The sequence below is a fragment of the Paenibacillus sp. FSL M8-0212 genome (genome assembly GCF_038004645.1).
Classification (GTDB): domain Bacteria; phylum Bacillota; class Bacilli; order Paenibacillales; family Paenibacillaceae; genus Paenibacillus.
This window is the reverse complement of the sequence record NZ_JBBORP010000001.1, coordinates 1,262,162-1,276,900: the sequence shown is the minus strand read 5'-3', so window position 1 is coordinate 1,276,900 and position 14,739 is coordinate 1,262,162. Positions and strand designations below refer to the sequence as shown.

Below are 14,739 nucleotides of genomic sequence, written 5' to 3'. Positions count from 1 at the left end.
GAGCTGGAACGTGTTATCGGTTTAGGGTGCTCCGAGCCGGAGGAATGCTTATGATCAAGCTGTTGTACTACTTGAAGAAGTACCGAGTTGCCGCGATTGCAGCCCTGGTCATGATGTTAATTGAGCTTGCGGTGGAGCTGGCTCAGCCTTATCTGATCTCCAAGATCATTGATAACGGCATTCAACAGGGAGACTTGTCTGTCGTCTGGTTATGGGGTGGCGTGCTGGTCGGCAGTGCTGTTGTGGCTTTTGCTGCCGGAATTGCGAGTTCGTTCTTTGCATCCCATGCGAGCTTGGGGTTCGGATACGATCTGCGGGAGAAGTTGTATGAGAAAGTGCAAACGTTCTCTTATGCTGTCTTTAACCGGTTCGCGACATCGTCCCTGATTACCCGATTAACGGGGGACGTGACCCAGGTTCAGGACACCGTCTTCATGAGTCTGCGATTCATGACACGTGTGCCCCTGGTGGTGATTGGTAGCATGATTATGGCAGTGATCGTGAACCCGAGGTTGGGTCTGCTGTTGGTTGTCATGGTGCCTGTACTGCTCATTGTTGTAGTGTGGATGATCAAAAAGGCAGCGCTGCTGTTCCGCAATGTGCAGCGCAGACTGGATGCCGTCAATGGAGTCATCCAGGAGAATCTGACAGGCATTCGGCTGATCCGTGTCTTCGTACGGATGGGCCATGAGATTGAACGCTTTGCCGGATTCAGCGGCAAGCTGATGAAAGGCACAATCTCCGCGCTGCGCCTGACGGAGACGACAATGCCGTTCATGCTGCTGATGATGAACGTTTGTATCATCGCCGTGTTATGGTTTGGACGAGTCGACATTGCCTCCGGTAATGCAACCGTGGGTGAAGTGGTCGCCGTCATTAACTACCTGCTTCGCACAATTGGTGCCATGTCTGCGTTGTCATGGATCCTGGTAACCTTCTCAAGAGCAAGCGCTTCGGCGCAACGACTGAATGAAGTGTTTAATACGGAGGATACATCGGAGACTGAACAGAATAATGCAGTATCCGCGTCTGTACCATCTGCTGGATCTGTGAATTCTTCGCATTTTCCGCAATCTGTATACTCTTCGAAGAAACAGCGCGCTGTGCAGGGAGCGGTTGAATTCCGCAGTGTAGGTTTCAGTTATCCGAATAGTGAAATTACAGTACTGGATAACATCACATTCACGGCAAAAGCGGGGGAGCGTATTGCCATTATGGGAGCAACAGGCTCAGGCAAATCTTCGCTGGTACAGCTTATTCCGCGTTTATACACAGAGGATCAAGGAAAGGTACGGATTGATGGTGCCGATGCATCAGAGCTGGATCTGTCCATGCTGCGTGGTGCGATTGGTTATGTGCCTCAGGAGGTTGTCCTGTTTACCGGTTCCATCCGGGAGAATATTGCCTGGGGTCAGGAAGATGCTACCTTGGAGGAGATCGTGGAAGCCGCAAAGCGCGCGCAAATCCATGAAACGATTGAGAATTTACCAAACGGTTATGATACATTGCTGGGTCAACGGGGAGTGAATCTCTCCGGTGGACAGAAGCAGCGACTTTCCATTGCACGAGCACTGGTACGTAGACCAAGAATTCTGATTCTGGACGATAGTACAAGTGCGCTGGATGTGGCTACAGAAGGCAGACTGCTCGATGCGCTGGAAGAATTATCGTGTACCACGTTTATCATCACCCAGAAGATCAGTTCGACCACTTCGGCAGACCTGATTCTGCTGCTTGATGATGGACAACTCATTGGACAGGGAAAACATGAAGACCTGATGGAATCGTCAGAGCTGTATCGTCGAATCCATGAATCACAATACGGGGAGGGTGCACAGCATGTTCAAAGCATTCATTGAGCCTTTCCGTCAGCCGCCGCCACCGATTGATCCGGAGACGTTACGATCAGGTGGTGGTCGCAAACCCAAGGCACGGGCGAAGAACTGGTCAGGTACACTAGGTCGTATCTGGACCTATCTGGCACGTCGCAAGGTTAAGCTGTCCATGGTACTGTTGATGGTGTTTGCCAGCTCCGCGCTCGCATTGCTTGGCCCTTACATGGTAGGGGTGGCCGTGGATGATTTCATCGCGGGAGAAGGCGGGGCAAGCTGGACTCGGTTTCTGATTGGATTAACCGCAGTGTATGTCTTGTTCTCTCTTACATCCTGGTTACAAAATATATGGATGATCGAAATTGCACAGGAAACCGTGTTCCGCATGCGGTATGATCTGTTCTCCCATCTGCACAAGCTGCCGATTCCATTCTTCGGTAAACGCCAGCAGGGGGAGATTATGAGCCGGGTGACCAATGATATCGAGAATGTCAGCGGTACGTTGAACAGCTCGGCGATCCAGATTTTCTCAAGTGTATTAACGCTGCTCGGCACGTTTGGGGTTATGCTCTGGCTCAGTCCGCTACTGACCCTGCTTACCTTTATCGTTGTGCCTTTGATGGCCATTGGTATGCGCTGGATTACGCGCAGAACGGGACCGCTCTTCAAGGAGCGGCAGCGCAATCTCGGTGAACTTAACGGTTACATCGAAGAGACATTATCCGGTCAGCGGATCATTAAGGCATTCTCCCAAGAGGAGCGGGTGATTCGCGGTTTTGAGGAACGGAATACCCGCATCCGGATTTCCGGTTTCTGGGCACAGACGATCTCTGGTTTTATCCCGAAACTGATGAATGGTTTGAACAACCTGAGCTTTGCGATTGTTGCGGGCATCGGTGGTATTCTGGCGATTCAGGGTTCGGTTACAGTCGGGGTGATTATTATTTTTGTAGAATATGCTCGTCAATTCACCCGTCCGCTGAATGATCTGGCGAATCAGTGGAATACGTTATTGTCCGCAATTGCGGGGGCTGAGCGCGTATTCGAGGTGCTGGACGAAGATGAGGAAGCGAAGGATGAAGGGGCAGCGGTATCTCTGGACAAGGTGGAGGGAGCCGTTCGTTTCGACAAAGTATCCTTTGGATACGATGAAGGACGTAACATTTTGCATGACATCAGCTTTGAAGCCAAACCGGGGGAGATGATTGCCCTTGTGGGTCCGACCGGAGCGGGGAAAACAACATTAATTCAGCTATTATCCCGTTTCTATGATCCGACAGGTGGCACATTAACGGTAGATGGTCGCGATATGACCACCATTCGACGTGAGAATCTGCGGTCACATATGGCATTTGTACTACAAGATTCATTTCTGTTTCAGGGCACGATTCGGGAAAATATTCGATTTGGCCGTCTCGATGCGACGGATGAAGAGGTGGAAGCAGCCTCCCGGCTGGCGAATGCCCATTCCTTCATTGTGCGAATGAAGGACGGGTACGACAAAGTGCTCCAAGCCGACGGGAGCGGCATTAGTCAGGGGCAGAAGCAACTACTCGCCATTGCCCGGGCAATCTTGGCAGATCCATCGATACTCGTACTGGACGAAGCGACGAGCAGTATTGATACTGTTACGGAGATTAAAATCCAGGAAGGGTTGCAACGCCTGATGCAAGGTCGTACTAGCTTTGTTATTGCCCACAGGCTGAACACGATCCGTCAGGCCGACCGGATTCTGGTGCTGAAGGATGGGCATCTGTTGGAGCAAGGATCGCATGATGCGTTGCTGGAACAAGGCGGTTTCTACAGCGAGCTGTATTACAGTCAGCTGCGTAAAAAGGCGCAATAGTCATTTTGGATAATATGGGACATGTATTAGAAAAAAAACTTGTAGGTATGTAAAAAGAGCAGGGATGAGGGCACGATGCTCCTCACTTCTGCTCTTTTTGCATATTTTATTGAATAAACGTGGGAAATGGAACTGTGATTGTATGTTAAAATAAGGATATATTGGAATAGGTCCGTTTTTGGAAGGTTGCCAGCGGTTTTGAAGCATGAGAATGAATTTTTACACGTATGCCTGTAGTCAGTCATGTGATGCATTAAAAGAGAGGAGGGCAATGTGGAATGGAATTCAAATTTGGGAATGCTGCTCTTCTTTTTCCCCCTTTACACATTACGATTATCGCAATCATTATTATTTTCATTCTAGTAAGGTGGAGCAAGCAGTTAGAAACAAGACGTTTTACGGTTTTCTTTTACTTTTTGATTAGTACGTTCATTACGCCAATTTATTCTCAAAGTACAACAAATGGTGTCTTTGAGCTATGGATCCCCGCAGGGTTTATTGTGGTTTTCTTATATTTGATTCGCAGCGAAAGAAATCATCCATCTAAAATGAAAGCGAGTATCTTAGGATTTTCAATAGCGTTATATCAGTTAATCCTTCAATATATCGGATAACGGGACAGTACAGGATAGGATAATTCAACAAGAACAAGTAAGCAGCTGTTCAACCAACTGGTTGTTTTTTCTTTAAGCTAATGGTCAGTTCAGTTCCAATATGTATTAAAATTATGAGGCTGAAATCAACTACATTACGTTTCTATACGAAGTTATAGGTAGAAAACAAAAGAGCAGATCCTGATCACAGGACCTGCTCTTTTTCATTTAACTTCCAATAACTTTCCAGTTATCCGCTTGCTCCACCGTTAACGGCTGATGTCTGCGGATGTAATCTTCCACCAGTGCGGCCATGTCCGTGGCACCCTCGTGCAGTACCTTTTTGCCCGGGTACATTGCATAATCCCCGCCGCCAGCAGCGCGGTAGCTGTTCATCACCACAGAGTACATGCCATTCATGTCCATTGGCTTGCCTTCACGTTCCAATTTCACAACTCGACTGCCCACAGGTTGGGAGATATCCAACTCGTATTCCATGCCAGCCCACATATCGTAATTATAATGTTGGGGTTTGGGCTCCATATAAGCCGGATTGACTGCCACCTCGCCAGAAGCATTCACTTCAAAGTAACGAGCCGTTTGTTCCAGTGCCTCCCGGATATCCTGACCACTCAACTCCAGTACCGTCAGTGTATTAGGATAGATAAAGTTGGATAACACGTCCCGAACGGTGATGTGACTCCCGAAACCGCGAGCTTCTTCACTCAGCATGGCGGTATTGGAGAGCTGCGCTCCAGTCGCTTCCATCTGCACTTGATGTACAAAAGCAATGAATGGATGTGCCTTGAGTCGCAGAGCCGTAGCGTTGGTGATGGATAAATCCCCAGTCACTTCGCCAATGGGTTGATCAAGCCATGCTTGAGCCTCAGTTTCCAGCTCTTCTGTCAGTTGCATGACGTTTGCATCTGGCTCAACTTCACTATGTTCTTCCAGAAGTAACAACCGAGCCTGCTTATCTGTAATCTGCCATTTCCCGTCCGATGATTGTTCCAACTGAACGGTTACATGCCCCGAACCATTCCCACTGAATCCCGGCTGAACGACGGTTACACCATGAATATTAGCGGTAAGCTGACGATGCTGATGTCCGGTAAGCAACACATCGATGCCTTCGATGTCCCGGCAGATGGCATAACCTTGATTTTCTCCAGTTAACCGTTCGGTGGGCTCGCCTGTCTCCAGATCACTCTCAAATCCGCCATGATAACTGACAACCATTACATCTGGTTGTTCATGCTGATGGATATAGCTAACCCATGTACGAATGGTCTCCAAGGCATCCAGGAACTGTAACCCCTCAATATTTTTCGGGTGCTCCCAGTTCGGTATGTAGTGCGTAGTTGCGCCCAACAGGGCTACTTTGATGCCTGAAGACAAGGTTTTGATTAGATACGGAGGGCCGTACGCAGGTACGTCCGTTTGCTCATCTTTTACAATATTGGCAGACAGCCAAGGGAAGTTGGAAGCTTCAACTGCTCCGCGCAACAGATTCTGACCATAGTTAAACTCGTGATTGCCCATCACCGCAGCATCATAACCGAGTTCATTCAATACTGTTATGAATGGATGCATTTCGTTTTTGGAAACCTGTGAAGCTGCATAAGAGGCCAAGGGTGATCCTTGCAGCAGATCCCCGTTATCCACCAGCATCAATTCAGGTGAACGTTCACGTTCCTTACGAATCAGGGAAGCCAGCAGGGCAAGCCCAGCCGGGCAGTAGGCATTGGTATTGTAATGAATGGGACGGATCGCACCGTGCAGATCACTGGTATACAGAATATCGAAGCTTGCCGTATGGTTTGTGGATGTCATTTTACAATCTCCTCTAATATATAAGTTCAGATATATGGAATTACCATAAAACGGAGAAGAATGAATAGCCTGAAGAACCGAAGTATACGCCGTTATCTCCGATGTTCTTCTTATATCTTCAACCATAATGAGCCTATTCTAACAGATACAAGTCGCGCTGACAGCCTGACAGGAAACTTTACAAAACTCCAAATTTCGTTTCACATCGCGCTAATATTTGGCAACTATAGTAGATAAGTACTGAAAAATAGAAACTCTTTGGAGGGTGTTCGTTTGAAGAAGTCTGCTTTATTTTTACCATTGTTGATTTTGGTTCTGTTTCTGAGTGCTTGTGGGTCTAGCAGTAGTACAACAGGTTCGGCTAACGGGGATAATACGAGTTCCAATGCATCCGGTACGTCTACGGCAGAGACAGAGAAAGCTGTCGAAGGTTATGTGCCAACTGAACTGACGGTTCAATTTGTTCCTTCCCAGAACGCAGATACGCTTGAAGCCAAAGCGAAACCGCTGGAGAAGTTGCTTGGTGACAAACTGGGCATTCCGGTAAAAGTCAGCGTATCCACCGACTACAACACAATTATTGAAGCAATGGCTTCCAACAAAGTAGACGTAGGTTTCTTGCCTCCGACAGCTTATGTACTGGCTAAAGAAAAAGGCGCTGCGCAGGTTATTTTGCAAGCACAACGTTTCGGTGTAAATGATGAGACAGGTGCTCCAACCGAAGAGTTGGCGGATTCCTATAAATCCATGTTCATTGTAAAAAAAGATTCTCCGATTCAATCCATCGAGGACCTTAAAGGTAAAAAAGTTGCTTACCAAAACGTAACGTCTTCCGCAGGTTATGTATGGCCAGCAGGTCTGTTGCTGGACAGAGGCATTGATCCATTAAAAGATGTAACACCTGTAACGTTGAAAGGTCATGACCAAGGTGTTATCGCTGTATTGAACGGTGACGTTGATGCAGCAGCTATTTTCCAAGATGCCCGCAACACGGTAGCTAAAGACTATCCGACTGTATTTGAAGATACACGTGTACTGGCGTTCACTGAGCCTATTCCTAACGATACCATTGCCGTTCGTACAGACATGAATGCAGATTGGACTGCGAAGATCAAACAAGCCTTCATCGATATCGGTAAAGATACTGAAGGTCACCAGATCATCAAAGAAATCTATACGCATGAAGGTTATGTAGAGTCCGATGATAGCAAGTTTGAGATCGTTCGCCAGTATGGCGAAAAAGTGAAAGGTGAATAATTCTGATCCAAAAGTAATTCGGGATCTGTTCACTTTGTAGTAGCTTTCTAGGATGGGAACAGCTTAATCGTAGCAATGGACAGGCCAGTTCAGCGTAATCTACGCTGCGCTGGCTTGTGCCATTATAGCAAGGACTCATGTATGGTTGATCATTATGAATGAAAGAAGGATATTGTCATGATTGAGCTTCATAACGTTACCAAAACTTACGCTAACGGCACCAAGGGCCTGGATAATATTAATCTGAAATTTGAGCAGGGTGAATTCATTGCTGTAGTGGGTCTGTCCGGTGCAGGTAAATCAACACTCTTACGCTCCATTAACCGACTGCACGACATTAGTGAGGGCGAGATTCTGATTAACGGAAGTTCCATCACGAAGGCACAAGGCAAACGGCTGCGCATGATCAGACGTGACATCGGCATGATCTTCCAAAGTTTCAATCTGGTGAAACGGTCCAGTGTACTACGTAATGTACTCGCTGGACGCGTTGGATACCATTCCACCATGCGTACCATTCTCGGACGTTTTCCAAAAGAGGATATTGAACTGGCATTCACTGCGCTGGATCGTGTGAATATTTCGGAGAAAGCTTATTCCCGTGCAGATCAGTTGTCTGGTGGACAACAACAGCGTGTGGCTATTGCCCGTGTACTGGCACAGGAAGCAAAAATCATTCTGGCCGACGAACCAGTTGCTTCACTTGACCCGCTTACAACAAAGCAGGTTATGGATGACCTGAAACGCATCAATCAGGACCTTGGGATTACGACCATCGTCAACCTTCACTTTATTGATCTGGCGAGAGAGTATGCGACCCGTATTGTCGGATTGCGAGCAGGCGAGGTCGTATTCGACGGTCCGGTGGAAGAGGCAACGGATGAGCGCTTTGCAGAAATTTACGGCAGACCAATTCTGGCTGACGAATTGCTGGACAAGCAGGCTGTACATGAGCAGGGAGAAGTTGTGGTATGAAGGGGCAGTCCAACGTTCCACTTCAGAATTCAGGCGGAGTAGGGAAGGGACCTGGTTCCAGCGCGGCTCAGGTTGTAAATCGCCCAAAACCACCTGGGCGTACGAAACATTTGCTCACTTTAGTGATCATTCTGCTCCTTCTATGGGCCAGTGCCAAACAGACGGATGCCAGCTTTACGGAGTTGTTTGAAGGTTTTCCCAACATGTTGGATCTGCTAAAGGAAATGTTCCCACCCCGTTGGAGTTACTTTGATAATATCGTGCAAGGCATGCTGGAAACGATCCGAATGGCCCTGATTGGGACAACCATTGGTGCGATTATTGCGATTCCCGTCTCGATCATCTGTGCTGGTAACCTGATGCCAAGTCGCTGGATTTACTATCCGGCGCGCTTTCTGCTGAACCTGATTCGGACCGTGCCAGATCTGCTGCTTGCTGCTTTGTTTGTTGCTGTGTTTGGTTTGGGGCCCATCCCCGGAATTTTGGCACTGGCTGTGTTCTCGATAGGTCTGATTGCGAAGTTGACCTATGAGACGCTGGAAACCATTGATCAGGGGCCACTGGAAGCGATGACGGCTGTTGGTATGAACCGGATTCAGCTCATTGTATATGGCGTGGTGCCGCAACTGGCTGCCCAGTTCACATCCTATGTGCTGTATGCCTTTGAAATTAATATACGTGCTGCTGCCATTCTGGGACTGGTGGGAGCCGGAGGAATTGGACTCTATTATGAGGCCACACTTGGATTCCTGGAGTATGACAAGACCAGCGTAATTATTCTGTTTACTCTCGTCATTGTCCTGATCATTGATTATGTAAGTACTAAGCTGCGGGAGAAATTGCTATGATGAAAAATGAAACAAGCCGCATCCGGCCTAAACCACGGAAGAACCCGCTTCGCTGGGTCATTGTGTTACTGCTGATCCTTGTGTATGTCTGGGCGCTTGCCGGTGTACCATTTACTGGTTTCAAGGAAACAGCCGCTCAGATTATGAAGGCCATTGTAGCCGGGATTTTCTCACCGGATTGGAATTTTGTATATTTGCCTGAAGGAGAAGATTTGCTGCGAGGATTGTTGGATACGCTGGCAATCTCTGTGTTAGGTACCGTGATCTCAGCTGTGCTCTGTATCCCGTTTGCCTTCTGGGCTGCCCGTAATATGAGTGGGCATCGTTCCATCTCGGGTGCAGGTAAAATGGTACTCAGTTTTATCCGCACGTTCCCTGAGATTATCATGGCCTTGTTGTTCATTAAGGCAGTAGGTCCCGGATCGTTTGCAGGGGTTCTCGCTCTTGGGTTACACTCCATCGGCATGTTAGGCAAATTATACGCGGATGAAGTTGAAAATATCGACTATGGTCCATCTGAGGCGTTGCTTGCCTCCGGAGCCAATCGCATGCAGCAGTTGTGGTTTGCCATCCTGCCACAAGTTATGCCTGGATTCCTGAACTATACGTTGTATCGTTTCGAGATTAATGTACGTTCCGCGACCATACTCGGCGTGATTGGAGCAGGGGGGATTGGTACACCGTTAATCTTCGCGTTGAGTACTAGGAACTGGCCGCGAGTAGGTATTATCCTGTTGGGTATTATCGTGATGATCACGATTATTGACCTGATCTCGGGTTATATTCGTAAGAAGCTGGTGTAGTGTTAATGTGGAGTTACGAATATATTAGATGATAAATTAAGATTAGATGATAGCGTAAGAAGAGAGGGCTATTCGGTGCCAGAATATTGGCAGGGATAGTCTTTTTTCGTGTCTGCGAATAAACAACGGTGCGTTTTTGTTTCTCAGCTAACTTTTGAGGAATAAGAGGTTTCCAAGAATATGTTTAAAGATGATTGAATTATTTTCCAAATACATGTAAGATTAATAGGTTTCTATATAAAGGGAATTAAGGATATTAATCAATACTCCTCCTAGATACCAATAAAAGAAGTGAGTTTTTAAAGGAAGGTGACCTATGGAAATATTTTATTTTATATGGATTGGGTTTATGGTACTCCTGCTACTATACAGAATGATCTTTCAGAAGTTTAAAAAACATAACAAAGAAAATATTGGGCTCAGTGCAATCCTGATTATTTTCACGGGAAGCAGTTATACATTTACACAGATGAACTTGATTTTTGTCATTAGTGTCATCGCCGTGGCCGCTTATTGTGCTGTATGGAACAGCATTCTATTTGTTAGAAATGGATATGAGCCGGAACGTTTGAAATGAACCTGTTCTGCATCGGCGATAAAGAATTTAAACAATGAAGCATAGCCTTGCGGGAACTGGGCTAAGGAACCTGAGAGTCCCTGTTTAGCCTCATAAGGCATCACTGGAATTCTAACGAATCGTAGTGACGCTATATGTTGCATTTTGTCCGATTTGATCCTTTGGTAACTGAAATGTTGTTCAATAGCGATGCTGAGGTTCGTTAGATTTTAAAATTCGTCCCAAATGGCTGAATAAGATCTGTCAGGTTCGTTAGCGCCTAGGGAGTGCAGCAATTTGGAAAGGCTGAAGCCGGCAAAATTATCATTAGCGCCACTAGTGCAAAAAGTGCAATAAATGCCACAAGTGCCACGAGTGTCTACTTTCTGACCAAGTGTTCTACATGCACGATCATCAAAGAAAACGTGACCACTTCACCGTTTTATCGACATGTGTCCTTCCATATAAAAAAACCGAAACCATGTTGCCCTGTGAATCAGGCAATGTTGGTTTCGGTTTTTTAGTTGCTTGGTTAAACGTTAGGCTTCTTAACTGAGACTTAGCTAGCCAAAGGCAATGCTTTGGTAACTTGAACCGTAATTGTCTCGGTGCTGGTTACACCTGCGGCGTTGATCAGCTCAGCACGGTACGTATACGTTCCGTTAGCGCGACCGGACAATTCCGTTGTAGCACTTTGAGAAGCTGGTGTAGCAGCTTTCAATGCTTGTGTATCAATCAATACATCATTCTCATAGAGACGGTATTCGGTTGCGTTCGTACCCCACCAGAGGTTCATGGATACGTTGTAGTTGCCGTCACCATCCCAGTTGTTTTGGGACAAGTTCGCTTTCCCGGGAGCAGCGTTCGTTACTTGAACGGTCAGCTCGTCACTGCGTGTAGTTCCTTTGTCGTTGGTCAGCTCAGCTACATACGTGTATGTTCCGTTAGCTTTGCCTGTAATAGCCGTTTTGGAGGACTGAGCCGATGGTGAAGCCGCAGTCAACTTCTGTGTATCGATCAGAACGCCATTCTCATACAGTTTGTACGTGGAACCATTTTCGCCCCACCAGAGGTTCATGCTTACGTTATACGAACCTTCGAACAGGCCAGTTGTATATCCATTATCAGAAGAAAGCACCGGTTTACCCGGTGCCCCTTCAGCTGGAGTGGAAGGTGTTTCCCCTCCACCTTGATTTTCCGCAGGTACAAAATCATTCAAGCTTCTAGGTTTCAATTGATATACGTCTTTGAAAATAGCGGAAACGCCTGTGATATCGATTTTGTCACCAGCAACATAAGGGAAGGCAGTCTCCGTCACACCTGTACGTGTATCTACACGGATATGTGTGCTCGTGCCATCTGCTGCTACCGCGTCGAATTCAAAAGATCCAACCGGTGTAGCACTGATGATATTCTCGATCGTTACATCTTTCAATTGAACCAGTTGACCCTGGTTCGCATCTGTAATTGCTGTAACTTCGGTTGGAGCAGGTACGGAAGCCGTACCTGTTTTCTCAATCGCAACGATATCCGTAAGCTCGAACTCGCTGTTATAGATGGTTGTTGCTGCCGTTACTTTCACCTTGTCACCAGCATGGAAGCCGCTAGTATGCTGGAATACGTAGATTCCGGCAGTTTCATCTTGAAGATAGAAGGCTTGTCCACCAAATGCACCCGGTTCTGTCGTCACAACACCTTCGATAGTTACGGTCGTACCAACTGCTTTGGTGCGTGCTTCAGCAACGGTGATAGCCGCTGGAATCGGTCCTTCTTCTTCCGGAAGCTGTTCTGCTGGCACATTGCCAACAGTCACGGCATTGGTGATCAGGTTGCTGCCATTCAGACGCAGACGCAAGCTCGCAGCACCAGTTGTACCCGGTTTGATACGGACGTTCAGGTCTTTGATCCCGCGACCTTGGCTGTCCGAGGTTACACTGAATGTGGAGCTATATCCGTACGAAGTTGGCCATGTACCGCTCTCATTCTGGATCATGGCGACCTGTGTTCCGCCAGTCAGATAGATACCGGCACTATAACCGGATACGGTTGTGTTTGGAGCCATATTCTCCACAACTACACGAATCTGGAAGTCTTCTGCATTTGGAAGTATATCCTGCTTCACGAAGCTGTAAGCAGCGTTTGCGATGGATGCAGGTCCGCCGTAAGAACCAGCCTTGAACGTGGAACGATCGTACCACTTGTATCCGGCAGCGGGTGCGGCCCAAGGTTCAGCCTGTGGTTCCGTGGAAGCAGCCGGTTCTTCGAATGGCAACAGCGCTGTAGCTGTGTCCAGTTCAAGTCCGTTCACTTCAGTTAGGCTTGTGTAGTTCTCTTGTGTAGCGAGCCAGTTTACGGTGTTCACGAGCAACACGGCATCATCGGCTTCTTTGAAACCGTCATAAGTTGTTTTGCGTGTGCCTGTCTCTTCACGCAAATATTTTGGTGATGCATCTTCAACCGGAGAGGAGTCACCGATGAAGGCAGCTTTACCTGCGCCCAGCTTGGATACAGCCACGTAAGGACCTTCTTCAATCCCGCCACCGTTGTAGACACCTTGGTCTACCGCGTTATTCCATTTTGCGTTGGTTTTTGGCAGGTACACAATACCTTTTGCCTTTTCTGGATCGGTGATTGCAAGTGTTGAACCGGCGTGCATGGCTACAGCCGATACGCCTTCTGTGATGCCGAAGGCTTGATCTGCCGGTACTACGATATTGGCGTTGATATCGCCAAGTGCGTTATAGCGGAAACGTACGCCGAAGTTATCGGACAACCAGTCCGTGCTAGTTACATTTTGCATGGCATCCGAGTTACGCTCATCGGTGCTCATACCTTTGGCCGGATCTTCAAAAGCTCCCCGACGGTAACCGTTGATGACTTCAGAGCCATCCCAGCGGTTTTTGTTACGGTCGGCATTATAGTGATCTCCAACGAAGAAGATGCTGCCGCCCGTTTCAACATATTGTTTGAGTGCTGCTTGTTCGGATGTTTTGAAAGGAATTTGAGGCTCTGCAATAACGAATACGTTATACTCTTTCAGATCATCATAGGTAAATGGAGTTGTCTTGCGAAGTTCTTTGACATAATAACCATCATTCGCGAGTGCATTCCCGAAGTCGGAGAAACCTCCATCAATGACCCAGTCTGCAGCTCCAGCCGTTTGGCCGTGAGAGTTGTCGAACAATACTTTTTTACCTGCATTTTGGTTCACAACCTTTGCCTGGATGAACGGTGCCGGGTCTGTCGGTCCTTCCGCATGAACCGATGCATCTCCGTTCCATAATCCGACCTGAAGCGGCAAAGCCATGGACAATGCCAGGAGTGATTTTAAAAATACTCCTCGCATACCTGTTAATTTACCCAACCAAATCCCTCCCAAATATTAGTTGATTCATGAGTTCGTCCATATTCTACCACATGAAAATCTCACATAGTCATAACAATTTGTAAAAATTAACTCGATATTTGTAAAATTGGGTCTTTTGACATATCCATAGGTAATTCGATCCTGTCTTTATTTATCCAATCTACCCTCGTATATTGATTTCGGCATAAAAAAAGCCATCTCCTATGAGATGACTTTGGCCCGAATTCGATTGACGGCATGGAAGACAGAGGATTTAATCATGCCTTCACTGCGATTCACCAGCTCTGCCGTTTCCTTAATGGAGTATCCATGGATGAGGCGAAGTTCTAATATTTTACGATGTTCGGTGTTGTTAATATGGGAAACAAGATCATGAACACCTTCGCTAATTTCAAGGTGAGAAGTATCGACGTGGTGGGTAGGTACCTCCAGACGACTGTCTCGTCTGAGTGTACGGGTCCGCCTGCGGAAGCTGTCCATCGCCAGGTTACGGGCAATGCGTTTGAGATAATAGAGAAGCCGATCTTCAGGGATATCCACGGTAACGTTCATCAGTCGAATGAAACAATCCTGTGCCAGATCTTCTGCGTCTTGCGGTTGTTTGACGATATGGGATAGATACCTTGTGATTTCTGATTTATAGTTGACATAAGCATCATTAATTTGTGTGCTGTTCATATGATGTGAATCCCCCTTGGATACAGATCAGGCTTGGGTCCGGTCTGGTATGAGTCTCTTATGATCCAAGTATATCGGGAGGTTGTTTCCAAAAGGTTCAGAGTTGTATCGGAGTTGTAACATTTCGTCCTTCCCTCTATTCAAGCATACG

The 14,739-nt window shown here is 47.1% G+C and carries 11 protein-coding genes; 8 read left to right on the top strand and 3 right to left on the bottom strand.

Annotated features, from left to right (window positions below; translation table 11 throughout):
• The first annotated feature begins 50 nt into the window (after nt 1-50).
• From MKX68_RS05785 to MKX68_RS05775, 3 genes are all read left to right on the top strand, one after another.
• Nucleotides 51-1,859, top strand: a complete 1,809-nt coding sequence (locus MKX68_RS05785) for an ABC transporter ATP-binding protein (RefSeq protein WP_340909891.1) — start codon at nt 51-53, stop codon at nt 1,857-1,859.
• Entirely contained in the window at nt 1,840-3,678 is a 1,839-nt protein-coding gene (locus tag MKX68_RS05780; RefSeq protein WP_315938018.1) for an ABC transporter ATP-binding protein, read from the top strand. Before MKX68_RS05785 ends, MKX68_RS05780 begins: the two co-directional genes overlap by 20 nt.
• Before the next feature lie 278 nt (nt 3,679-3,956).
• Nucleotides 3,957-4,292 carry a hypothetical protein gene (locus tag MKX68_RS05775; protein WP_340909889.1) on the top strand — a complete coding sequence of 112 codons (336 nt, stop codon included), beginning with the start codon at nt 3,957-3,959 and terminating at the stop codon, nt 4,290-4,292.
• A gap of 207 nt (nt 4,293-4,499) precedes the next feature.
• Here the strand turns inward: MKX68_RS05775 and MKX68_RS05770 are convergent, their stop codons facing one another.
• Nucleotides 4,500-6,104, bottom strand: coding sequence for a bifunctional metallophosphatase/5'-nucleotidase (locus tag MKX68_RS05770; protein WP_340909887.1), 1,605 nt, complete (start codon nt 6,102-6,104; stop codon nt 4,500-4,502).
• A 258-nt stretch (nt 6,105-6,362) separates the two neighbouring features.
• Here MKX68_RS05770 and MKX68_RS05765 point away from each other — a divergent pair, with 258 nt between their 5' ends.
• The 5 genes from MKX68_RS05765 (at nt 6,363) to MKX68_RS05745 (ending at nt 10,564) form a co-directional block, all read left to right on the top strand.
• Nucleotides 6,363-7,361 carry a phosphate/phosphite/phosphonate ABC transporter substrate-binding protein gene (locus MKX68_RS05765; RefSeq protein WP_445669427.1) on the top strand — a complete coding sequence of 333 codons (999 nt, stop codon included), beginning with the start codon at nt 6,363-6,365 and terminating at the stop codon, nt 7,359-7,361.
• Between the two features lie 177 nt (nt 7,362-7,538).
• Nucleotides 7,539-8,336, top strand: a complete 798-nt coding sequence (phnC, locus tag MKX68_RS05760; protein WP_062837418.1) for a phosphonate ABC transporter ATP-binding protein — start codon at nt 7,539-7,541, stop codon at nt 8,334-8,336.
• Complete coding sequence (gene phnE / locus MKX68_RS05755; protein WP_340909880.1) at nt 8,333-9,184, top strand: phosphonate ABC transporter, permease protein PhnE; 852 nt, start codon at nt 8,333-8,335, stop codon at nt 9,182-9,184. The genes phnC and phnE (MKX68_RS05755) overlap by 4 nt, the downstream gene beginning before the upstream one ends.
• Nucleotides 9,181-9,987, top strand: coding sequence for a phosphonate ABC transporter, permease protein PhnE (gene phnE / locus MKX68_RS05750; RefSeq protein WP_340909879.1), 807 nt, complete (start codon nt 9,181-9,183; stop codon nt 9,985-9,987). Before phnE (MKX68_RS05755) ends, phnE (MKX68_RS05750) begins: the two co-directional genes overlap by 4 nt.
• 316 nt (nt 9,988-10,303) lie before the next feature.
• The gene (locus tag MKX68_RS05745; RefSeq protein ID WP_340909877.1) at nt 10,304-10,564 is read left to right on the top strand and encodes a hypothetical protein; all 261 of its coding nucleotides are present in this window, start codon (nt 10,304-10,306) and stop codon (nt 10,562-10,564) included.
• Nucleotides 10,565-11,102: 538 nt separating this feature from the next.
• Here MKX68_RS05745 and MKX68_RS05740 read toward each other — a convergent pair.
• Complete coding sequence (locus MKX68_RS05740) at nt 11,103-13,889, bottom strand: DUF5689 domain-containing protein (RefSeq protein ID WP_445671106.1); 2,787 nt, start codon at nt 13,887-13,889, stop codon at nt 11,103-11,105.
• Nucleotides 13,890-14,111: 222 nt separating this feature from the next.
• The gene (locus tag MKX68_RS05735; RefSeq protein ID WP_315938010.1) at nt 14,112-14,588 is read right to left on the bottom strand and encodes an RNA polymerase sigma factor; all 477 of its coding nucleotides are present in this window, start codon (nt 14,586-14,588) and stop codon (nt 14,112-14,114) included.
• Nucleotides 14,589-14,739 lie beyond the last annotated feature (151 nt).

Excerpts from the sequence above, each read along its gene's own strand:
- MKX68_RS05785 (WP_340909891.1), top strand. The coding sequence starts at position 51 with ATGATCAAGCTGTTGTACTACTTGAAGAAGTACCGAGTTGCCGCGATT.
- MKX68_RS05780 (WP_315938018.1), top strand. The coding sequence starts at position 1,840 with ATGTTCAAAGCATTCATTGAGCCTTTCCGTCAGCCGCCGCCACCGATT.
- MKX68_RS05775 (WP_340909889.1), top strand. The coding sequence starts at position 3,957 with ATGGAATTCAAATTTGGGAATGCTGCTCTTCTTTTTCCCCCTTTACAC.
- MKX68_RS05770 (WP_340909887.1), bottom strand. The coding sequence starts at position 6,104 with ATGACATCCACAAACCATACGGCAAGCTTCGATATTCTGTATACCAGT.
- phnC (WP_062837418.1), top strand. The coding sequence starts at position 7,539 with ATGATTGAGCTTCATAACGTTACCAAAACTTACGCTAACGGCACCAAG.
- phnE (WP_340909880.1), top strand. The coding sequence starts at position 8,333 with ATGAAGGGGCAGTCCAACGTTCCACTTCAGAATTCAGGCGGAGTAGGG.
- phnE (WP_340909879.1), top strand. The coding sequence starts at position 9,181 with ATGATGAAAAATGAAACAAGCCGCATCCGGCCTAAACCACGGAAGAAC.
- MKX68_RS05745 (WP_340909877.1), top strand. The coding sequence starts at position 10,304 with ATGGAAATATTTTATTTTATATGGATTGGGTTTATGGTACTCCTGCTA.
- MKX68_RS05740 (WP_445671106.1), bottom strand. The coding sequence starts at position 13,889 with ATGCGAGGAGTATTTTTAAAATCACTCCTGGCATTGTCCATGGCTTTG.
- MKX68_RS05735 (WP_315938010.1), bottom strand. The coding sequence starts at position 14,588 with ATGAACAGCACACAAATTAATGATGCTTATGTCAACTATAAATCAGAA.